The organism is Pseudomonas sp. GD04019 (assembly GCF_029837695.1).
In the GTDB taxonomy this organism is placed as follows: Bacteria; Pseudomonadota; Gammaproteobacteria; order Pseudomonadales; family Pseudomonadaceae; genus Aquipseudomonas.
Map to the genome: position 1 here is coordinate 113164 of NZ_JAOEEA010000003.1, position 20014 is coordinate 133177.

Annotated in this window: 20 protein-coding genes and 2 tRNA genes; 15 read left to right on the forward strand and 7 right to left on the reverse strand. The window is 65.3% G+C overall.

The window, feature by feature from the left end:
* Positions 1-34: 34 nt before the first annotated feature.
* From N7607_RS05665 to hisB, 3 genes are read right to left on the reverse strand one after another with little or no spacing between them, the layout of a single operon-like run.
* Positions 35-292, reverse strand: a complete 258-nt coding sequence (locus N7607_RS05665; protein ID WP_279864836.1) for a DUF2164 domain-containing protein — start codon at positions 290-292, stop codon at positions 35-37.
* Complete coding sequence (gene hisH, locus N7607_RS05670; protein WP_279864835.1) at positions 293-931, reverse strand: imidazole glycerol phosphate synthase subunit HisH; 639 nt, start codon at positions 929-931, stop codon at positions 293-295.
* On the reverse strand, positions 932-1525 hold the full coding sequence (gene hisB, locus N7607_RS05675) for an imidazoleglycerol-phosphate dehydratase HisB (RefSeq protein ID WP_279864834.1): 594 nt from the start codon (positions 1523-1525) through the stop codon (positions 932-934).
* A gap of 148 nt (positions 1526-1673) precedes the next feature.
* Here hisB and N7607_RS05680 point away from each other — a divergent pair, with 148 nt between their 5' ends.
* Positions 1674-2072, forward strand: coding sequence for an acetyl-CoA sensor PanZ family protein (locus tag N7607_RS05680; protein WP_279864833.1), 399 nt, complete (start codon positions 1674-1676; stop codon positions 2070-2072).
* A 139-nt stretch (positions 2073-2211) separates the two neighbouring features.
* Here the strand turns inward: N7607_RS05680 and N7607_RS05685 are convergent, their stop codons facing one another.
* Positions 2212-3426 carry a sterol desaturase family protein gene (locus tag N7607_RS05685; RefSeq protein ID WP_279864832.1) on the reverse strand — a complete coding sequence of 405 codons (1215 nt, stop codon included), beginning with the start codon at positions 3424-3426 and terminating at the stop codon, positions 2212-2214.
* 238 nt (positions 3427-3664) lie between these two features.
* On the opposite strand from N7607_RS05685, the gene N7607_RS05690 reads away from it, so the two are divergent.
* From N7607_RS05690 to N7607_RS05715, 6 genes are all read left to right on the forward strand, one after another.
* Positions 3665-5887: an AsmA family protein gene (locus N7607_RS05690; RefSeq protein ID WP_279864831.1), complete on the forward strand. Its 2223-nt coding sequence runs from the start codon at positions 3665-3667 to the stop codon at positions 5885-5887.
* A complete protein-coding gene (gene mutY, locus N7607_RS05695; RefSeq protein WP_279864830.1) occupies positions 5884-6951 on the forward strand; it encodes an A/G-specific adenine glycosylase in 1068 nt (355 codons plus the stop codon). Before N7607_RS05690 ends, mutY begins: the two co-directional genes overlap by 4 nt.
* Positions 6948-7220, forward strand: a complete 273-nt coding sequence (locus N7607_RS05700; RefSeq protein ID WP_137974743.1) for an oxidative damage protection protein — start codon at positions 6948-6950, stop codon at positions 7218-7220. The genes mutY and N7607_RS05700 overlap by 4 nt, the downstream gene beginning before the upstream one ends.
* 124 nt (positions 7221-7344) lie before the next feature.
* Positions 7345-7420: transfer RNA gene (locus tag N7607_RS05705), tRNA-Phe, on the forward strand.
* 92 nt (positions 7421-7512) lie between these two features.
* The gene (locus N7607_RS05710; RefSeq protein ID WP_279864829.1) at positions 7513-8163 is read left to right on the forward strand and encodes a DedA family protein; all 651 of its coding nucleotides are present in this window, start codon (positions 7513-7515) and stop codon (positions 8161-8163) included.
* 113 nt (positions 8164-8276) lie between these two features.
* Entirely contained in the window at positions 8277-10226 is a 1950-nt protein-coding gene (locus N7607_RS05715; RefSeq protein WP_279864828.1) for an HD family phosphohydrolase, read from the forward strand.
* A gap of 34 nt (positions 10227-10260) precedes the next feature.
* On the opposite strand, the gene N7607_RS05720 is transcribed toward N7607_RS05715, so the two are convergent.
* The 3 genes from N7607_RS05720 to N7607_RS05730 are packed head-to-tail and all read right to left on the reverse strand — an operon-like array spanning position 10261 to position 13513.
* The gene (locus N7607_RS05720) at positions 10261-11160 is read right to left on the reverse strand and encodes a M48 family metalloprotease (protein ID WP_279864827.1); all 900 of its coding nucleotides are present in this window, start codon (positions 11158-11160) and stop codon (positions 10261-10263) included.
* A gap of 14 nt (positions 11161-11174) precedes the next feature.
* Positions 11175-11675 (reverse strand): SH3 domain-containing protein, encoded by a 501-nt coding sequence (locus N7607_RS05725; protein WP_279864826.1) that lies wholly within the window; start codon positions 11673-11675, stop codon positions 11175-11177.
* A complete protein-coding gene (locus N7607_RS05730) occupies positions 11672-13513 on the reverse strand; it encodes an adenylate/guanylate cyclase domain-containing protein (RefSeq protein WP_279864825.1) in 1842 nt (613 codons plus the stop codon). Before N7607_RS05730 ends, N7607_RS05725 begins: the two co-directional genes overlap by 4 nt.
* A gap of 360 nt (positions 13514-13873) precedes the next feature.
* Here N7607_RS05730 and N7607_RS05735 point away from each other — a divergent pair, with 360 nt between their 5' ends.
* The 8 genes from N7607_RS05735 to N7607_RS05770 all read left to right on the forward strand — a co-directional run bounded on the left by N7607_RS05735 (position 13874) and on the right by N7607_RS05770 (position 19653).
* A complete protein-coding gene (locus N7607_RS05735; protein ID WP_279864824.1) occupies positions 13874-14647 on the forward strand; it encodes an ABC transporter ATP-binding protein in 774 nt (257 codons plus the stop codon).
* 13 nt (positions 14648-14660) lie between these two features.
* The gene (locus N7607_RS05740; RefSeq protein ID WP_192399950.1) at positions 14661-15413 is read left to right on the forward strand and encodes an ABC transporter substrate-binding protein; all 753 of its coding nucleotides are present in this window, start codon (positions 14661-14663) and stop codon (positions 15411-15413) included.
* Between the two features lie 55 nt (positions 15414-15468).
* Complete coding sequence (locus tag N7607_RS05745; protein ID WP_279864821.1) at positions 15469-16161, forward strand: ABC transporter permease; 693 nt, start codon at positions 15469-15471, stop codon at positions 16159-16161.
* Positions 16161-16850: an ABC transporter permease gene (locus tag N7607_RS05750; protein ID WP_279864820.1), complete on the forward strand. Its 690-nt coding sequence runs from the start codon at positions 16161-16163 to the stop codon at positions 16848-16850. The genes N7607_RS05745 and N7607_RS05750 overlap by 1 nt, the downstream gene beginning before the upstream one ends.
* Positions 16851-16919: 69 nt before the next feature.
* Complete coding sequence (locus tag N7607_RS05755; RefSeq protein WP_279864819.1) at positions 16920-18125, forward strand: methyltransferase; 1206 nt, start codon at positions 16920-16922, stop codon at positions 18123-18125.
* Positions 18126-18467: 342 nt separating this feature from the next.
* A tRNA-Thr gene (locus N7607_RS05760) sits at positions 18468-18543 on the forward strand.
* A gap of 250 nt (positions 18544-18793) precedes the next feature.
* Positions 18794-19300, forward strand: coding sequence for a type II toxin-antitoxin system antitoxin SocA domain-containing protein (locus N7607_RS05765; protein WP_279864818.1), 507 nt, complete (start codon positions 18794-18796; stop codon positions 19298-19300).
* The gene (locus N7607_RS05770) at positions 19297-19653 is read left to right on the forward strand and encodes a hypothetical protein (RefSeq protein WP_279864817.1); all 357 of its coding nucleotides are present in this window, start codon (positions 19297-19299) and stop codon (positions 19651-19653) included. Before N7607_RS05765 ends, N7607_RS05770 begins: the two co-directional genes overlap by 4 nt.
* Positions 19654-20014 lie beyond the last annotated feature (361 nt).

The window sequence follows — 20014 nt, forward strand, 5'->3', positions numbered from 1 at the left end:
TTGAACCTGCTCAAATCGTGAATTCGTGGATGGGTCAGCTCTTCTCGAGCGCCCACAAATCGCTTTCCAGGCTGGCGAAACGCTCGGCCAGCAGGGCCTGCGTGTCGGCAATCGCCTTGTTGTAGTCGTGCGGGGCGATCTCGCGGCCGATCAGGTCGAGCACTTCCTGCACCTCGAACGAGCCCAGTTCGAGTTCGAAGCGGTCTTCCAGAAAGCGCCCCAGCACCTGCAACGCCGCCTGCCGCTGAGCACCTTCGAGCTCCAGCAGCGCGACCTTCTTGCCCCGGCTCATTTACCGGCGGCCATCCCAGCCGACGAAGTTCTGCAGCAACTGCAGGCCATGGGTATGGCTCTTCTCCGGGTGGAACTGCACGGCGAAGCGCGAGCCATCGGCCAGCGCCGCGGCGAAATCCTTGCCGTAGTGACCGCCACCGACCACCTGTGCCGGGTTGCCAGCCTCGATGTAGTAGCTGTGCACGAAGTAGAAACGACCGTGGTTCGGAATCTCGTGCCACAGCGGGTGATCGACCACCTGCGCCACCTCGTTCCAGCCCATGTGCGGCACCTTCAGGTGCTCGCCGTCTTCATGCAGGTCCTTGCCGAAGAAGCGCACCTGGCCGGGGAACAGGCCGATGCAGTCGACGCCGCCGTTCTCCTCGCTGCGCTCGAGCAGGGCCTGCATGCCGACACAGATGCCGAGGAAAGGGCGATCAACGCTGACTTCACGCACCAGCTCGTCGAAGCCCAGGCGCTTGATCTCGGCCATGCAGTCGCGGATCGCGCCGACGCCCGGGAACACCACGCGGTCGGCCTCGCGAATTACCGCGGCATCGCTGGTGACGATCACTCGCCCGGCGCCAACGTGCTCGAGGGCCTTGGCCACCGAGTGCAGGTTGCCCATGCCGTAGTCGATTACTGCAACTGTCTGCATTTACAGGCAGCCCTTGGTCGACGGCATCTGCCCGGCCATGCGCGGGTCCAGCTCGACGGCCATGCGCAGGGCGCGACCGAAGGCCTTGAACACGGTCTCGATCTGGTGGTGGGTGTTGCTGCCACGCAGGTTGTCGATATGCAGGGACACCAAGGCATGATTGACGAAGCCCTGGAAGAACTCCTGGAACAGGTCCACGTCGAAGCCACCTACCACCGCGCGGGTGAACGGCACGTGCATCTGCAGGCCGGGGCGGCCGGAAAAGTCGATCACCACGCGCGACAGCGCCTCGTCCAGCGGGACGTAGGAGTGGCCGTAGCGGGTCATGCCCTTCTTGTCGCCGACGGCCTTGGCGAAGGCCTGGCCGAGGGTGATGCCGACGTCTTCCACGGTGTGGTGATCGTCGATGTGCAGGTCGCCCTTGCAGTAGATGTCCAGGTCGATCAGGCCATGACGGGCGATCTGGTCGAGCATGTGCTCGAGGAACGGCACGCCAATATCGAACTTGGCCTTGCCGGTACCATCCAGGTTGATCGAGACCTTGATCTGGGTCTCCAGGGTGTTGCGCTCGACGGATGCCGTACGTTCGGCCATCTCCAGCTCCACAGGCTGCTCACGGGAAAAGGCCGCCATTATAGGCGGGCCGTGGCTTGGGCGGCTACCGGCGGTGGTCGGGGGCGTGGCTATCGGCGCGATTGAGCTGGCTTTACACTGCGCAGCCTGCTCTTGCGAGGAAGTCGTCATGCCCGTTCTGGTCGAAATCGTCAGCCGCCCGTCCGCCCAGGACCACACCGACCTGGGCAAGGTCTACGCCGACGCCCCGGACTGGCTACTTGAGCCCTACGCCAGCATCGATGCCCTGCTGGCCGACGGTATTGGCAAGGGCAAGCTGATCGCCGGGCGCTTCAACGACCGTCTGCTCGGTGCCGCCCTGCTGGAACGCGACGGGCCGCACTGGCGCCTGTCGCACCTGTGCGTGCGCAAGGTCACCCGCAAGCGTGGCGTGGCCCGGCGCATTCTCGACGAGGCCAAGCGCCTGGCGTCTGATGCCGGCAAGCCGCTGCACCTGGCCGCCCCTCGCGATCACCTGGAGAGCCAGGCTCTGGCCGCGCGCAGCGGCCTGCCGCTGGATAGCCTGTAGGAGCAGCCTGGAGGGCGAATCACGCTCCATCGATAAGCGCGCGGCGCCCTGTTGGGTGAAAAAAGCGTCATCCGCCCTGTGAGTCGCAGCCCGGACAACATCCGGGAGCAGGCAACTCCGCCCCCGGATTGCATCCGGACTACGCCTGCGCCAGCTGCGGGCGCGCCGCCAGCCAGACCAGCCACAGCAGACTGGCCAGGCACAGCCCGACCAGACCGAGCCCCAGCATCGGCTGCTGCGGCGCCAGCCACAGCGTCCAGGCCAGAGCCGCGCCCGCCATCGCCACCTGACGCCCCGCCTCCACCTTCCACAAGGCGCGCTTGCCCTCGAACAGCAGGCCCAGGCCAACGCAGCCGGCCAGCACCAGCGGCACCAGCAGCAGCGCGTGCCACAGCTCGGCGCGCTTGACCGCCGCCAGATAGCTCAGGGCCATGGCGTTGATCGCCACGAACTGGACGAAGGCATACCACTTCAGGCTCGCCGGATAGGCGCAGTCGAACTTGTCCGCGCCCATCTTCGGCCAGGGCCGCTCGGCGACATCCGCCGGGCGCCAGCCCGTGGGCATCCACCACAGGCGCAGCTTGTCCCACCAGGAACGGGTCGCCATGGCGTCGGCCCACAGCAGGCGCCACCAGGAGAACTGCAGGCGGATCGGGTCGAAGGTGCGCACCGGGGTGGTCACGCCGTAGCGCACCGGCTCGTCCTCGTCGGCATAGGTGCCGAACAGGCGATCCCAGACGATGAACACGCCGCCGTGGTTCTTGTCGATGTAGCGGTCGTTCTGCCCGTGGTGCACGCGGTGGTTGGTCGGCGTGACCATGAACCACTCCAGCACGCCCAAGCGGCCGATGTGCTGCGAATGAATCCAGAACTGGTAGACCAGCTGTGCGCCGAGCAGCACCAGGAACAGCGGCAACGGCAGGCCGAGCAGCGCCAGCGGCAGGTAGAACGGCCAGTCGAAGGCGGTCTGGAACGCGCCCTTGCGCAGCGCGGTGGACAGGTTGAAGTCCTCGCTGGAGTGGTGCGGCTGGTGCGCGCCCCACAACAGGTTGTAGCGATGCAGGCTGCGGTGCGCCCAGTAGAAGCAGAAATCCACGGCGATGAAGCCGAGCAGCCAGGTCCAGGGCGAGGCCGGATCGGGCGTCCACAACCGCGCATGCTCGTAAAGCCAGGCATAGGGGATCAGCAGCAGCAGACGCAGCGGCCCCTCCAGCAGCACGCGCAGCACCGCAGTGTTGATGCTAGTGGTGGCATCGGCCAGGCGATAGGTGTGGCGGCCACTCCAGCGCTCATAGGCGAGCTCCAGCAGCATCAGCAGGATGTACAACGGCACGGCCATCACCACGATATTCATCGCAACCTCACAGGCGAATTCTTGTTGTCATGCCCGCAGCCTAACCCCGCAGCGCCAGCGGCGGGTGGGCCGTCGCTGCCAAAACGGCCTTCCCCGCGCGCCAGCGCCGGCACGCGCCACAGGGGAACCGCTCGTCGACTTGGTCATCCAACCCCTGCCACGCACGGCGCTCGCCGCGCCCCACGGCGGCGGTATACTTCCGCCCCTATATAGAAGAACCCCACACAAGGACTGGTCCATGAAAGCCATTGGCAAAATCCTGGGTCTGGTATTTCTCGGGCTGCTGCTGATCATCGTCGGCCTCGGCTTCGCCCTGACCCATCTGTTCGACCCCAACGACTACAAGGACGAGATCCAGCAACTGGCCCGCGACAAGGCCAACCTCGAACTGCAGCTCAAGGGCGATATCGGCTGGAGCCTGTTCCCCTGGCTCGGCCTGGAGCTGACCGACGCCACCCTGGCCAGCGCCGACACCCCGGACAAGCCCTTCGCCGACCTGCGCCTGCTCGGCCTGTCCGTGCGCGTGCTGCCGCTGCTGTACCAGGAAGTGCAGATGAGCGACATCCGCGTCGATGGCCTAAACCTGACCCTGCAGCGCGACGAGAAAGGCCGCGGCAACTGGGAGGGCGTCGGCCAGCCGGCCAAGCCCGCGCAGAACGAACCAGCACCAACCACGCCCGGCGAGCCGAGCGAAACCACCGCGCAGACCACCGACGAGAGCGGCAAGCCGGTCAAGCTGGACATCGACAGCCTGACCCTCAGCACCTCGCGCATCGACTACCACGACGCCAAGAGCGGCAAGCAGTTCAGCGCCGAGGGCATCGAGCTGTCCACCGGCGCCATCCGCGAGGGCGCGGATATCCCGGTCAAGCTGCTGGCCTTCCTCGGCAGCAACCAACCGGTACTGCGCGCCAAGACCGAGCTGCAGGGCCTGCTGCGCTTCGACCGTGACCTCAAGCGCTACCAGCTGCAGGACCTCAAGCTGGCCGGCGAAGCCTCCGGCGAGCCGCTGGGTGGCAAGACCCTGACCTTCTCCAGCCAGGGCCAGTTGCTGCTCGACCAGTCCGCCCAGGTGGCCGAATGGACCGGCATCAAGCTCTCCGCCAACCAGCTGCGCGCCCTCGGCGAGCTGAAGCTGCGCAACCTGGACAAGACCGCCCAGCTGGAGGGCAACCTGTCGCTGGCCCAGTTCAACCTGCGCGAATTCCTCGACGGCATCGGCATCGCCCTACCCGCCATGCGCGACGGCGGCACCCTGAAGAGCTTCGAGATGTCCGCCCGCCTGGCCGGCACGCCGAGTAGCGTCAACTTCAACGACCTCAGCCTGAAGCTGGACGACAGCACATTCAGCGGCAGCCTGGCGGTCAGCGACTTCGCCAGGCAGGCCCTGCGCCTGCAGCTCAAGGGCGACAAGCTCGACCTCGACCGCTACCTGCCGCCGGAAAACCAGGACGCCGACTCCGGCGCGGCGCGCAAGGGCGAGGTCAAGGAAGCCGTGGCCGCCGCCGGCAAGAGCGGCACCACGCCGCTGCCGAACGCGCCGACCCAACAAGCCTGGAGCAGCGAGCCGGCTCTGCCGCTGGAGAGCCTGCGCAAGCTCGACGTGCAGGCGACCCTCAGCCTCGGCCAACTGACCCTGAGCAAACTGCCGATCGAAAACGCCAGCCTCAAGGCGTCTGCCAAGGGCGGCCTGCTCGACCTGCAGGAACTGCGCGGCGATCTGCATGGCGGCGAGTTCGTCGTCCGCTCGCAGCTCGACGCGCGCCCGGCCGTGCCGCAGCTGACCCTGAACCAGCAGCTCAAGCGCATTCCCGTGGAGAAGCTGATCGAGGCCCGCGGCGAGAAGGCACCGGTACGCGGCCAGCTTGACCTGAGCGCCAACCTGCGCACCCAGGGCAACAGCCAGAAGGCCTGGATCGACGCGCTCAACGGCACGTCCAGCTTCAGCCTGAGCGACGGCGTGCTGGTCGACGCCAACCTGGAGCAGCAGCTGTGCCAGGGCATCGCCACCCTCAATCGCAAATCCCTGTCCGGCGAGCCGCGCGGCAAGGACACACCGTTCGAGGAGCTGCACGGCAACCTGAAGTTCACCAACGGCGTGGCCAGCAACCCCGACCTCAAGGCGCGCATCCCCGGCCTGACCGTCAATGGTGACGGCGATCTCGACCTGCGCGTGCTGGGCATGGACTACCGCGTCGGCATTGTCATCGAAGGCGACAAGGGCGCCATGCCGGACCCGGCCTGCCAGGTCAACGAACGCTATGTCGGCCTGGAATGGCCACTGCGCTGCCGCGGCCCGCTGGAACTGGGCGCCAAGGCCTGCCGCCTGGACAAGGACGGCCTCGGCAAGATCGCCGCCAAGCTGGCCGGCGACAAGCTCGGCGAGAAGCTGGAAGAGAAGCTCGGCGACAAGGTCAGCCCGGAACTCAAGGACGCACTGAAGGGCCTGTTCAACCGATGAGTCCCGAGCAGTTCAATGGCGCCGTGCTGGCCTGGTATGACATACACGGCCGCAAGGACCTGCCCTGGCAACAGGGCATCACCCCCTACCGGGTGTGGGTCTCCGAGATCATGCTGCAGCAGACCCAGGTCAGCACTGTGCTCGGCTACTTCGACCGCTTCATGGACGCTCTGCCGACCGTGCAGGCGCTGGCAGCAGCGCCAGAGGACGAGGTGCTGCACCTGTGGACCGGCCTCGGCTACTACACCCGCGCGCGCAACCTGCACAAGGCGGCGAAGATGGTGGTGGAGCAGCATGGCGGCGAGTTCCCGCGCTCAGTCGAGCAGCTCGCCGAACTGCCCGGCATCGGTCGCTCCACCGCCGGCGCCATCGCCAGCCTGAGCATGGGCCTGCGCGCGCCGATCCTCGACGGCAACGTCAAGCGCGTGCTGGCCCGCTACAAGGCCCAGCACGGCTACCCCGGCGAGCCCAAGGTGGCCGACCAGCTGTGGCAGCTGGCGGAACAGCTGACCCCGCACCAGCGGGTGAACAACTACACCCAGGCGATGATGGACCTGGGCGCCACCCTGTGCACCCGCAGCAAGCCGAGCTGCCTGCTGTGCCCGGTGCGCGACGGCTGCCGCGCCCACCTGCTCGGCCGCGAAACCGACTTCCCCGAATCCAAGCCGCGCAAGGCCCTGCCGCAGAAACGCACGCTGATGCCGCTGCTGGCCAACCGCGAAGGCGCCATCCTGCTCTATCGCCGCCCTTCCAGCGGCCTGTGGGGCGGCCTATGGAGCCTGCCGGAGCTGGACGATCTGGCCGGCCTCGCGCCGCTGGCCAGCCAGCACGCCCTGCGCCTCGGCGACCCGCGCGAACTGGCCGGGTTGACCCATACTTTCAGCCACTTCCAGCTGGCCATCGAACCCTGGCTGGTGCCCGCCGAACAGGCCAGCCCCGCCGTGGCTGAGGGCGACTGGCTCTGGTATAACCTCGCCAGCCCGCCGCGCCTGGGCCTGGCCGCCCCGGTGAAGAAGCTCCTCAAGCGAGCCGCGGACGCACTGAATGCAGGAGAAAAGTCATGAGCCGTACCATCCACTGCCGCAAGTTCAACGAAGATCTGCCCGGTCTCGATCGTCCGCCCTACCCCGGCGCCAAGGGCCAGGACATCTTCGACAACGTGTCGAAGAAGGCCTGGGACGAGTGGCAGGCACACCAGACCATGCTGATCAACGAGCGCCGGCTGAACATGATGAACGCCGAAGACCGCAAGTTCCTCCAGGCCGAGATGGACAAGTTCCTCTCCGGCGAGGACTACGCCAAGGCCGACGGCTACGTGCCACCGAGCGCCTGATGCGGATGCGGGGCGGAAACGCCCCGCACCACCCCAAAAACTCGTAACCGCCCGTCTGTACTGAAATTTTTTTCATCCTCTCGCTTGACACTGTCCGGCCAAATCCGTTTAATTGCGCCCCGTTGCCCAGATAGCTCAGTTGGTAGAGCAGGGGATTGAAAATCCCCGTGTCGGCGGTTCGACTCCGTCTCTGGGCACCAAAATATAGAAACCCCTGATTCCGCAAGGTCTCAGGGGTTTTTGCTATCTACGGCGCAGGAACCGCGCCCATGCTTCGGCGAGTGGAGCCCAGATGGAATTCATCCAGCTTGTCATCGACTTCATCCTGCACATCGACCGCCACCTGGCGGAGCTGACCGCCGCCTACGGGCCGTGGATCTACGGCATCCTGTTCCTGATCATCTTCTGTGAGACCGGCCTGGTGGTGACGCCCTTCCTGCCCGGCGACTCGCTGCTGTTCGTCGCCGGCGCCATCGCCACCCAGGACGCGATGAACGTGCACATCATGGTGCCGCTGCTGATCGTCGCCGCCATCCTCGGCGACGCGGTCAACTACAGCATCGGCCGCTTCTTCGGCGCCAAACTGTTCGCCAACCCGGACTCGAAGATCTTCCGCCGCCGCTACCTGGAAGTGACCGAGGCCTTCTACGACAAGCACGGCGGCAAGACCATCATCCTCGCCCGCTTCGTGCCCATCGTGCGCACCTTCGCCCCCTTCGTCGCCGGCATGGGCCACATGCCCTACCGCCGCTTCGCCGCCTACAACGTGATCGGCGCCGTTGTCTGGGTCACCCTGTTCAGCTACGCCGGCTACTTCTTCGGCAACCTGCCGGTGGTGCAGAGCAACCTGCACTACCTGATCGTGGCGATCATCTTCGTCTCGGTCCTGCCGGGGGTGATCGAGATCATTCGCCATCGCCGGACGGCGGCCAGGGCCGAGTGAGTCAACCGGCGACGGGCCAGCCGTCGCCGATCTGGTAGCCCCTCGCCACCGGTGCAATACTCAGACGAGCGTTACTCCCGTCCGAGTCGGCGCGCCGCCGAGGGTAATCAGTGATGACAGCCAGTTTTACGGTGGGGCATAGCCCACTCTTTGCCGATTCCAGCCTGCATGCTCGCCTCAGCCGCGCCGGCGTAGCGCTGCGAGGCGTGGCGCGAGCCGACGAGCTGCAGACCGGCAGCCTGGAAGTACTGCTGCTGGATGCCAGCCTGTTGCGGGCCGACGACTTGAGCGCCTGGCAGGCCTGCGGCGCCAGCCTGGTGGCCTGCGATGCACCGACTGGTGTGCTGCCGCTGCCGTCCGCCGCCAGCGAGGACGAGCTGGTCGCCCTGCTCGGCTTCGCCGCCGAACAATTCCGCCTCAAGCAGAAGACCGACCAACTGGCCGCCGCCCTGCAGAACAAGGACGGCGACCTGCAGAAACTGGTCGATGTCGGCCTCGCCCTGTCCGCCGAGAAGGATCTGGAGCGCCTGCTGAGCAAGATCCTCACCGAAGGCCGGCGCCTGTCCAACAGCGACGCCGCCTCGCTGTTCCTGGTGGACAACAAGGGCGATCAGCCGCAGCTGCTGTTCAAGCTCACCCAGAACAGCTCGATGCCGACGCGTTTCCAGGAACAGCGCATGCCGCTGACCAAGGCCTCGATCGCCGGCTACGTGGCCCTGACCAGCACCGAGCTGAATATCGCCGACGCCTACGCCATTCCCAGCGACGCGCCCTACCGCTTCAACCGCTCGTTCGACATGCAGGTGGGCTACCGCACCATGTCGCTGCTGGCGATCCCCATGCTCAACCACCGTCGCGAGGTGGTCGGGGTGCTGGAATTCATCAACGGCCAGAATGCCCAGGGCGAGGTGATCGCCTTCGGCGAACTGACGGCCGCCTCGCTGCGCGCCCTGGCCAGCCAGGCGGCGGTGGCCATCGAGAACCGCCAGTTGCTGGACGACATCAGCCAGCTGTTCGACGGCTTCGTGCAGGCCTCGGTGTTCGCCATCGAGCAGCGCGACCCCACGTCCGCCGGCCACTCGTTCCGCGTTGCCGATCTGTGCATCGCCCTCGCCCGCCAGCTGCCCATGGCGCCGCTGGCGCACTTGCGCAATCAGGCGCTGGGCGACGAGAGCATGCGTGAGCTGCGCTACGCCGCACTGCTGCATGACTTCGGCAAGGTCGGTGTGCGCGAGCATGTGCTGACCAAGGCCAAGAAGCTGCCGGAGCCAGTGATCGACAACCTGCGCTACCGGGTGGCGCTGGCCAAGGAGAGCCTGCAGAACCAGACCCTGCGCCGCATGCTGCAGGCCTATCGGCAGTACGGCGCGCTGGACGAGCAGTTGCGCCTGCAGTGGGAGACCGAGTTGGCCATGGAGTGCGAGCGCCTGGACCAGTACCTGCGCGACATCCTCAAGGCCAACGAGCCGAGCGTGCTGACCGAGGGCGACTTCCATCACCTGCAGGAAATCCAGGGCCATGTGGTGAAGAGCCACGACGACAGCCTGATCGGCCTGCTCTCGGAGAGCGAGTTCTGCGCCCTGGCCATCCGTCGCGGCAGCCTGACCCAGGAGGAGCGCGCGGAGATCGAGCGCCACGTGGTGCACACCCGCGACTTCCTCAAGCTGATCCCCTGGACCCCGGCCCTGCAGGGCGTTCCGGAAATCGCCGCGGCGCACCACGAGAAGCTCGACGGCAGCGGCTATCCCAAGGGCCTGGCCGGCGAGCAGATTCCCTGCGGCTCGCGGATCATGACCATCTGCGATATCTACGACGCGCTGACCGCCTCGGACCGCCCGTACAAACCGGCGGTACCGGTGGAGCATGCCCTCGACATTCTGCAGTCGGAGGTGAAGAGCGGCCTGCTGGACGGCGATCTGGTCAAGGTGTTCATCGACTCGCGCTGCTACCTCGACCCGGCGCAGACACCTGCCCTGGCTGCCCCCGCAGCGCCGCAGAGTGGCGCGCCGGTGTATGCCCATCACGTCTGCGACTACGAGCCCTGCGACAAGCACCAGCACTGAAAAAAGGGCGGCTCATGGCCGCCCTTCTTCATACTCACTTGGCTGACAGCGCCTTCTGGTAGCGCGGCTCCAGGGTCTGCTGGCTGCCGCCGGCGGCGGCCTTGTCCAGGTACAGGTAGGTAGGCTCCAGCTGCTTCAGGCGATCGCCGATGTTCGGGTGCACCTTGAGGAAGGTCACCAGGGTGGCGTCGTCCTGCTTCATGGTGCCCAGGCCCTGCAGCACATTGGCCAGGCCGTAGGGGTCGTAGCCGGCGCGGGCGGCGATCACCGCACCCATCTCGTCCGCCTCGTACTCGTCGCCGCGATCCAGGCCGCGGGTATAGAGGTTGGTCACCAGCTGGTCGAACTTCTGGGTGGACGCCGGATCGGCGCTGGCCGGGGCACTGGAACTGGCCTGGCTGGCCTGCAGGGCGAAGCGCGAGACATTGGCCAGCAGGCCGGCACCGGCCTTCTGCTTGATCGCGTCCAGATGGTGCTTCTGCACCACGTGCGCCACCTCATGGGCCAGCACACCGGCCAGCTCGGCCTCGCTGTTCATCTGCACCAGCATGCCGCTGGTGATGAACACGTAGCCGCCAGGCGCGGCGTAGGCACCAACCACGCTGCTGTCGAGCACGCCGAAGCGCCAGGGCAGGTCGGGACGCTCGCTGTTCAGGGCGACCCAGCGGCCGACCTGGTTGACGTACGACTGCACGCCGGCGTTGTCGAGCAGCGGAGCCTGCTTGAGCAGCAGCTCGGCGGTGCTGGCACCGATCACCAGCTCCTCGTCCTGGGTCTTCTCGCCCATGTCGCTGAGGTTGCGCCCGGCGCTGGCCAGAGGCGACAGGTCGACGCCCTGGATCTGCACGCCTTCCAGGGCCTGCAGGTTCTCGCAGGCGGGCAGCGCGGCGCAGATGGCAACGAGCAGCGCGGTACGGCAAACAATCTTGTGCATGGCTCGGCTCCGGCTCACTGGGGATAGGCGATGGATTGGCTACGCAGGCCGCCCTGCTGGGCGAAGGCGCGTGCGCTGCCGGGGGTCACCGCATAACGGTCGAGCTGCTGCAGGGACAGACTGCCAGAGCCGCCGCCACCGCCGACCTGGTCGTCGCTGATGCCGCGCACGCCAGTAGCCACGCCGCTGGCCGGCTCCACCGCGGTGCTGCCTTCCAGCAGCGAGCCGATATTGCCGCCCTTGGCGCCGGCGGACTTGTCGAAACGCACCGCCAGCAGCGCCACCCAGCCTTGCTGGCCGGAGCCGGTCTGTACCTGATACCAGCCACCCTGGCGCTTGAGGATGCTCACCCGGGTCTGCGCCGGCAGCTGTTGCAGCACGGCGGCACTGGCCGCGCCGCCATCGCGCAACGCGGTGGCCTCGACGGTGATGCCGCTGCGCACTTCGGCCAGCGCCACCGCGCTGCCCAGCCAGCCCGCCAGAATCAGCAGGGCAGCGGTAAGGGTACTTCTCATAACGTCTTTCTCCTGGGTTCGAAGAGGGTCACCGGCTCGACACGGCCTTTCACCTGGAAATCGCCATGGGGAATGAAATCGAAGGCATCACCGCAGGCCTGCATGGTGGCCGCCGATACCAGCAGGCGCGCACGGCCCTTGGTCAGCCCCTCGATGCGGCTGGACAGATTCACCGTGTCGCCAATGGCAGTGTAGTCATAGCGCTTGCTGGTCCCGACCATGCCGACCACCGCCGGTCCGGTGTGCAGGCCGATGCCGATGTCGAAGTCCGGGTGGTCGAAGTCGCGCTGGTAGCGCTCGACGTTGTCGATCATTTCCAGCGCCGCGTTGACCGCGTCCACCGCCTGGTTGGGGTTGTCCTGCGGCGCGCCCCAGAAGGCCATGATGGCGTCGCCGATGAACTTGTCGAGGGTCGCACGGTGCTTGAACAGCACATCCACCTGGCCGCCGAAGTAGTTCTCCAGGATCTGCATGATCTCCTGGGGGCTGTGGCGCTCGGACATGGTCGTGAAGTTGCGGATATCCGAGAACAGCACGGTGAGCTGGCACTCGCGACTGCTCAGCAGCGCCTGCGGGTCCTCGCGCGCCACCAACTGGGCCACCACCTGCGGGTCGAGGAAACGGCTGAACAGGCTGATGGTGTTGGAAAGCTGCTGGCGTCGGCGGCGGTAGAACACCGCCAGGGCCAGCGCCAGCAGCAGCCACAGCGCCAGCAGGCTGGGCAGCACATTGAGCAACACGCCCTGCAGCACCAATAGATAGGAGCCGAGCAGCAGCGCCAGGCTGACGCCCAGGGTCAGCAGGCTGGCGGGCAGCAGGCGCTCGCGCAGCAGCAGAAGCTGCAGGCCGAGCAGCAGGGCGATGCCCAGCAGTGCCATGGACCAGGCCGGCGCCGCTTTCAGTTGCTGGCCGTTGAGCAGGTTGTCGATGCCGGTGGCGAGGATGAACACCGCCGGATAGAGATCGTCCAGCGGGGTACGGCGCAGGTCGTAGAGCCCGGCGGCGGTGGTGCCGATCACCACGATCTTGCCGGCGAAGTAGTCGGCCGGCAGCCGGCCGGCCTCGCCACGGGCCTGGGCCAGGGCCTCGGCGAAAGGAATGCGCGGATAGGGCACGCGCGCGTCGCTGCGCCAGTCGAGCAGGAAGCTGTCGGCGGCCGGCAGCGTCACGCCACGATCCTGCGCTACCCGCGCCGGCAGCGACGGCATGCGCCAGTCGCCGAAGCGCCTATAGATGTCATAACGGCGGCCGACGCCGTCGGCATCCTGGGTGAAGTTGATGGTGCCGGTCTTCCAGTGCGCGGGATCGATGGCCCGCGGCAGCAGCAGCACGCCGCGCTGCTGTGGGTCGCTGCCCGGCAGCAGGCCGGTGCGCGCGGGGTAGTCGGCCAGCAACGGCGCCCTGGCCGGATCGCTGGCCTGCTGCTGCAGGGCAGCCAGGTATACGCGCTCGGTCTGGGCCAGCACTTCGCCGAAGTAGGCATCGGCGTCGGGGTGGAAACGGTCGGCCTCGCTGAACAGCACGTCGAACACCACCGCATCGGCCTTCTGCGCCAGCAGGTGCTCCAGTAGCTCGGCGTGCACCGAGCGCGGCCAGGGCCATTTGCCGGCCTCGCCGACCAGCGCCTGCAGGCTGGTGTCGTCGATATCGACCACGACGATGCGCGGGTCGGGTATCTGTTGCGCGGCACGCTGGCGAATCAGCCAATCGCCGTGGGCGTTGCTCCAGCGCTGCACGGGCGTCCACAGGTGCAGCAGCGGTACCAGCAGCAGAATCAGGGCGCAGACCAGCCACAAGCTGGCCCGAAAGGCCCTGGATGACTGCGGCGCCTGCGACATGAGGAACTCCCTGAAGATGGGTCGAGCTCGACCCGATCCCCTGGGGAGCTGCGCAGACTCTAGCAAGAAGCTCCCCACCCTGGCCATTCGCCAGCGCGGCGCGCCCTTCACCTGGCCAGGGCGCTCCAGTACACTGCGCGCCGCCGGCCGGCGCCCTGCGTGGCCGGCATTCGAAGCCCGACCCTGTCTCGGGCTTTTGTTTGGGCGACACACAACTGTCACGATGCGACACCGCGCCACGACCACGGTTGGTGGGGCCGGAACCCGGCTTGGCGCTCCGTCGACGCTATGCTAGGTTCAGCCGCACGCTAGGAAGGCGGCCAGCAGCCGGAGCGCATCCGCATAACAAGAGGACACCCCATGGCCGAGGCATCGCCCGCGCTGGAAATCCGCAACCTGCACAAACGCTACGGCGAACTCGAAGTGCTCAAGGGCATTTCGCTGACCGCCCGCGACGGCGACGTGATCTCCATCCTCGGCTCCTCCGGGTCCGGCAAGTCGACCTTCCTGCGCTGCATCAACCTGCTGGAGAACCCGCACCAGGGCCAGATCCTGGTGGCTGGCGAAGAGCTCAAGCTGAAGGCCGCGAAGAACGGCGACCTGATCGCCGCCGACAACAAGCAGATCAATCGCCTGCGCAGCGAGATCGGCTTCGTGTTCCAGAATTTCAATCTGTGGCCGCACATGACCATCCTCGACAACATCATCGAGGCTCCTCGTCGCGTGCTCGGCCAGAGCCGTGCCGAGGCCACCGAAGTGGCCGAGGCGCTGCTGGCCAAGGTCGGCATCGCCGACAAGCGCCACGCCTACCCGAATCAGCTCTCCGGCGGCCAGCAACAGCGCGCCGCCATCGCCCGCACCCTGGCCATGCAGCCCAAGGTGATCCTGTTCGACGAGCCGACTTCGGCCCTCGACCCGGAAATGGTACAGGAAGTGCTTAACGTGATCCGCGCGCTCGCCGATGAAGGCCGCACCATGCTGCTGGTCACCCACGAGATGAATTTCGCCCGGCAGGTGTCCAGCGAAGTGGTATTCCTTCACCAGGGTCTGGTGGAGGAACAGGGGTCGCCCGAGCAGGTCTTCACCAACCCGCAATCGGCACGCTGTAAACAATTCATGTCCAGCAATCACTAACGGAGCAACACGCATGCAGAACTATAAGAAGATCCTGCTGGCCGCCGTCGCCACCCTGGCCTTCGGCACCCAGGCAGTCGCCGCGGACAAACTGAAGATCGGCACCGAAGGCGCCTACCCACCCTTCAACCTGATCGACGCCAGCGGCAAGGTCGGCGGCTTCGACGTCGAAATCGCCCAGGCCCTGTGCGCCAAGATGGGCGCCGAGTGCGAAGTGGTCACCTCCGACTGGGACGGCATCATCCCGGCCCTGAACGCCAAGAAGTTCGACTTCCTCGCCGCCTCCATGTCGATCACCGAGGAGCGCAAGCAGGCCGTCGATTTCACCGAGCCCTACTACACCAACAAGCTGCAGTTCATCGCCCCGAAAAGCAGCGACCTGAAGGCCGACAAGGCCAGCCTGAAAGGCAAGGTCATCGGTGCCCAGCGCGCCACTATCGCCGGTACCTGGCTGGAAGACAACCTGGCCGACACCGTCGAGATCAAGCTGTACGACACCCAGGAAAACGCCTACCTCGACCTGTCCTCGGGCCGCCTCGACGGCGTGCTGGCCGACAAGTTCGTCAACTGGGAATGGCTGAAGAGCGACGCCGGCAAGGACTTCGAATTCAAGGGCGAGCCGGTGTTCGACAACGACAAGATCGCCATCGCCGTGCGCAAGGGCGACCCGCTGCGCGAGAAGCTGAACACCGCGCTGAAGGCCATCGTCGAAGACGGCACCTACAAGCAGATCAACGACAAGTACTTCCCGTTCAGCATCTACTGATGCCTCCGACCGCCGCCGCCCTCGGGGGGCGGCCGTCATTCTGCAGTAGCCTCCCATGACCTTCGACCTGCACGGCTTCGGCCCCGCCCTCGCCGCCGGCACGCTGGTGACCATCCAGCTGGCCTTGTCCGCCCTGGCCCTCGGCCTGGTGCTCGGGCTGCTCGGCGCCCTGGCCAAAACTTCCCCGAACAAGTTCCTGCAGGGACTTGGCGGTACCTATTCGACCATCGTTCGCGGCGTGCCCGAGCTGCTCTGGGTGCTGCTGATCTATTTCGGCACCGTTCAGGGCCTGGCCGCCCTTGGTGAGCTCCTCGGCGTCGGCAGCCTGGAACTGAACCCCTTCGCCGCCGGCACCATCGCCCTCGGCCTGTGCTTCGGCGCCTATGCCACTGAAGTGTTCCGCGGCGCCATCCTGGCCATCCCCAAGGGCCACCGCGAGGCCGGCATGGCTCTCGGCATGTCCAAGGGCCGCATCCTGTGGAAGCTGATCCTGCCGCAAATGTGGCGCATCGCCCTGCCCGGCCTGGGTAACCTGTTCATGATCCTGATGAAGGACACCGCGCTGGTCTCGGTGATCGGTCTTGAGGAGATCATGCGTCGCTCGCAGATCGCCGTGACCGCGAGCAAGGAGCCCTTCACCTTCTATATGGTCGCCGCCCTCATCTACCTGGGCCTGACCATCATCGCCATGATCGGCATGCACTTCCTCGAGAAGCGCGCCAGCCGCGGCTTTATCCGGAGCGCCTGATGAACTGGGAAGTGATCGTCAAATACCTGCCCAGGCTGCTCGAAGGTGCCGCGCTGACCGTTGAACTGGTGGCCTTCGCCGTGCTCGCCGGGCTGATTCTCGCCCTGCCCATGGGCATCGCCCGCGCCTCGCGCCACTGGTACGTGCGCGCCCTGCCCTACGGCTACATCTTCTTCTTCCGCGGCACGCCGCTGCTGGTGCAGCTGTTCCTGGTCTACTACGGCCTGGCCCAGTTCGACGTGGTGCGCCAGGGCCCGCTATGGCCGTACCTGCGTGATCCGTACTGGTGCACCGTCATCACCATGACCATGCACACCGCCGCCTATATCGCCGAGATTCTGCGCGGCGCCATCCAGGCCGTGCCACCAGGCGAGATCGAGGCGGCCCGCGCGCTGGGCATGTCGCGCGCCCAGGCGATGATCTACATCATCCTGCCGCGCGCTGCGCGTATCGGCCTGCCGGCCTACAGCAACGAAGTGATCCTGATGCTCAAGGCCAGCGCCCTGGCCAGCACCGTGACCCTGCTGGAGCTGACCGGCATGTCGCGCACGATCATCGCCCGCACCTACCTGCCGGTGGAGATCTTCTTCGCCGCCGGCATCTTCTACCTGGTCATCGCCTACGTGATGGTGCGCGCCTTCAAGCTGCTGGAGCGCAAACTGCGCGTCGATGCCTGCCAGGGTCGCTAAGCCCTTCGCCCTCTCCCGAGCACGGGAGAGGGATAGAATGCACGGCATCTCCGCCCGTCATCGCCGCCCATGATCCTCACCGGCACCGCCCTGCACGAACGTTTCCAGGCCCTGGACGACTTCCTCGTCGCCCACCAGCACCTGTGGCGCCCCAAGCCCTTCTCCTGCCTGACCCTGCCCTGGGAGGCCGAGCATCCCGAGCTGGGCGCCTGGTTGCGTGGGCGCAGCCTGGAGCAGGCCGAGGCCGAACACAATTGCCCTGAGCGGCTGCAGGCTCCCGCGCCGTTTCCTCAGTTGGCCAGTCGCGCCGCCGCGCTGAGCGAGATCGGAGAACTGCCCGGCCATGAGCTGGGGGCACAACAGGCGCGACTGGATGTCGACGTACCCGGGCGCAAATGGCAGCAGATCGAGGCCTTCGCCAGCCGCCTGCAGTTCCAGCGCGCGCCGACGCACTGGCTGGACTGGTGTTCCGGCAAGGGCTATCTGGGCCGCTTGCTGGCCCAGGGCGGCCAGCAGCTGACCTGCCTGGAATACGACGAACATCTGGTAGCCGCCGGCCAGCACCTCAGCCAGCGGCTACACATGGACGTCCAGCACCTGCTGCAGGACGTGCTGGCCGACAACGCCGGCGAGCGCCTGAGCGCCGAACACAGCCCGGTGGCCCTACACGCCTGCGGCGACCTGCACGTGCGCCTATTGCAGCTGGCCAGTGCCGCCGGCTGCAGCCAGTTGGCCGTGGCGCCCTGCTGCTACAACCGCATCGCCACCCCGCATTACCAGGCGCTATGCGAGCCCGCCCGGCAATCGCAACTGCAGCTGTCGCTGGACGATCTACGCCTGCCCCTGGCGGAAACCGTTACCGCCGGCCAGCGCATGCGGCGCCAGCGCGATCAGTCCATGGCCCGACGCCTGGCCTTCGATCTGCTGCAGCGCCAGCAACGCGGCGTGGACGGATATCTGCCTACACCATCGCTGCCGGTCAGTTGGCTGAGCAAGGACCTGCCCAGCTACTGCCGCGACCTGGCCGAGATGAAGGGCCTCGAGCTATCCGGCGATATCGACTGGTCTGCTTTGGAGGCCGGCGGCTGGCAGCGACTGGCCGAGGTCCGCAATCTTGAACTGGTCCGCGGCCTGTTCCGCCGCCCGCTGGAGATATGGCTGCTGCTGGATCGCGCCCTGTATCTGCAGGAGCAGGGCTACCGAGTACGCCTGGGCACCTTCTGCGCCCATCAACTGACACCACGCAACCTGCTGCTGCTCGCCGAACGGAGCTGAGCGTCATCCACAGAAGCTGTGGATAACTCTGTGCGCAGTTTCTGCAGAACTCGCTGCAAGGCCGGCCAGGCTTGCCTCGCCTAAGTCTGTAGATTTTTTGATCACGAACAAAAAATCTATAAAAAACATGCCGTTATGAAAAACACGGGCGTACTGCGCAAAATCCGTGCAGCACGCCAGTGGCCCGGCTTCTCTTTGTGCATAAACAAATGGCTACTGATATCCGGCTTCGGTTGCACCACGCCCGCCGCGCCTCGAATGCGCTCACCGCGCAGGCAAAAGAAACAGATTGCGCGGTCCGGTTTACAGGGTCGAAGCAATGGCTATAATGGCGGCCCCTTCGCCGGTATAGCTCAGCTGGTAGAGCAACTGACTTGTAATCAGTAGGTCCCGGGTTCGATTCCTGGTGCCGGCACCATGTAAATCAAAGGCTTGCAGCGATGCAGGCCTTTTTTATTTGTAAATTACGTAACAAGGCGGCTAACAAGGGTAGAAAAGCCAGAATAATATACTGTTTGCATGTACAGTATTTCTTGCTTTTAGCCCATCCTTGTTTATGATAGAAACCGCATCCGGTGTGCCATACTAGCCCCCAAGGCCGTTCTCATCGGGGTCAAGGGGCTAGCGCTCTTGCTATAGAGCGCCAGGGTCGCGGAAGGGGAGCGAACGTGTTCAACGCGAAATCTATTGCTAATTACTTTATTGAACTGGCAGCAGCCAGGGGTGAGTCTATTAGCCCGATGAAGCTGCAGAAGCTCGTTTATTACGCCCATGGCTGGTACGCCGGCTATACAGAGCGGCCACTGATTAACGAAGCCGTTGAGGCTTGGCAGTATGGTCCTGTGATCCCCTCGCTCTACCACGAATTTAAGCGCTTTGGCGCTGGCAACATCACTGGTAAAGCATTCGAATACGATGCTCTAGGCGTTCGTGAAGCTGCTGTACCTGCAGATCCTGACATCCGTACATTCTTGCAGAATGTGTACAACAGCTATGGCAAATACTCTGGGGTTCGGCTGTCGGAGATGACCCATGCTACTGGCACACCATGGGATGTTACGTGGTCAGCAGCCAAAGGAATGCGTGGGGTAGACATCCCATTTGCAACCATCGCCGACCATTTTAAAAGTGCAGTCAAAAAAGCGCAGAGCGGCCAAACGGCGGTACAGGCGTGACGGAGCCCAACCAGAGCATCGGGACTCTCCCAATTGATCCTTCTGCCGAGGCCGGATCGCCGATACTCAACGGATCAGGCAATGATGAGGACGCGTTCTTTGCAGCAGGCAAAGAACATTTCCGACTGCAACACAATCAGCAGAACCTAGGGTGGCTGGGAAAGTTCTGGGGAGCTACTGATCGTGCAGCGCCCACCAATATCGCCGGATTCGTGATTGGTGTATCTGCCCTGCTCGTTGTCGGCAGTTTTTTCCTGACAGAATCTCCAGAACTCAACGAAGCCCGAAAATGGCTCTATGGCCTTACCACGTCAGCCTTGGGCTTTGTCTTCGGATCTGCCACGAAGAAGTAAACCTGGAGGGAGTCGGGACTCCCCCAGCATCTTTGCCGCCATCTATTCCTACCCCTGCCAGTCAGCTCATCTGAGCCTACATCGCCATTCATCCAGCTTTGAGATGCAAATAGCGCTTGCATACACGCCTCAAAATCCGTGACGAGCGGGGCCTGCGAAGTCACAACTAACTGCCATTGCCTACGTAACAAGCTCAACAGCCTTGGCATGGAGCCTGGCAATTAGTGAGCCCCTTACGTAACAACAATAATCCCATGTGGCTGATTTTATTGAAGAAAGCACCTTTCTTGTAATCAGTAGGTCCCGGGTTCGATTCCTGGTGCCGGCACCACGACACTTGAAGGCCCGCAGTGATGCGGGC

Coding starts and splice junctions, on each gene's coding strand:
- N7607_RS05665 (WP_279864836.1), bottom strand. CDS start 292: ATGAGCCGGGGCAAGAAGGTCGCGCTGCTGGAGCTCGAAGGTGCTCAG.
- hisH (WP_279864835.1), bottom strand. CDS start 931: ATGCAGACAGTTGCAGTAATCGACTACGGCATGGGCAACCTGCACTCG.
- hisB (WP_279864834.1), bottom strand. CDS start 1,525: ATGGCCGAACGTACGGCATCCGTCGAGCGCAACACCCTGGAGACCCAG.
- N7607_RS05680 (WP_279864833.1), top strand. CDS start 1,674: ATGCCCGTTCTGGTCGAAATCGTCAGCCGCCCGTCCGCCCAGGACCAC.
- N7607_RS05685 (WP_279864832.1), bottom strand. CDS start 3,426: ATGAATATCGTGGTGATGGCCGTGCCGTTGTACATCCTGCTGATGCTG.
- N7607_RS05690 (WP_279864831.1), top strand. CDS start 3,665: ATGAAAGCCATTGGCAAAATCCTGGGTCTGGTATTTCTCGGGCTGCTG.
- mutY (WP_279864830.1), top strand. CDS start 5,884: ATGAGTCCCGAGCAGTTCAATGGCGCCGTGCTGGCCTGGTATGACATA.
- N7607_RS05700 (WP_137974743.1), top strand. CDS start 6,948: ATGAGCCGTACCATCCACTGCCGCAAGTTCAACGAAGATCTGCCCGGT.
- N7607_RS05710 (WP_279864829.1), top strand. CDS start 7,513: ATGGAATTCATCCAGCTTGTCATCGACTTCATCCTGCACATCGACCGC.
- N7607_RS05715 (WP_279864828.1), top strand. CDS start 8,277: ATGACAGCCAGTTTTACGGTGGGGCATAGCCCACTCTTTGCCGATTCC.
- N7607_RS05720 (WP_279864827.1), bottom strand. CDS start 11,160: ATGCACAAGATTGTTTGCCGTACCGCGCTGCTCGTTGCCATCTGCGCC.
- N7607_RS05725 (WP_279864826.1), bottom strand. CDS start 11,675: ATGAGAAGTACCCTTACCGCTGCCCTGCTGATTCTGGCGGGCTGGCTG.
- N7607_RS05730 (WP_279864825.1), bottom strand. CDS start 13,513: ATGTCGCAGGCGCCGCAGTCATCCAGGGCCTTTCGGGCCAGCTTGTGG.
- N7607_RS05735 (WP_279864824.1), top strand. CDS start 13,874: ATGGCCGAGGCATCGCCCGCGCTGGAAATCCGCAACCTGCACAAACGC.
- N7607_RS05740 (WP_192399950.1), top strand. CDS start 14,661: ATGCAGAACTATAAGAAGATCCTGCTGGCCGCCGTCGCCACCCTGGCC.
- N7607_RS05745 (WP_279864821.1), top strand. CDS start 15,469: ATGACCTTCGACCTGCACGGCTTCGGCCCCGCCCTCGCCGCCGGCACG.
- N7607_RS05750 (WP_279864820.1), top strand. CDS start 16,161: ATGAACTGGGAAGTGATCGTCAAATACCTGCCCAGGCTGCTCGAAGGT.
- N7607_RS05755 (WP_279864819.1), top strand. CDS start 16,920: ATGATCCTCACCGGCACCGCCCTGCACGAACGTTTCCAGGCCCTGGAC.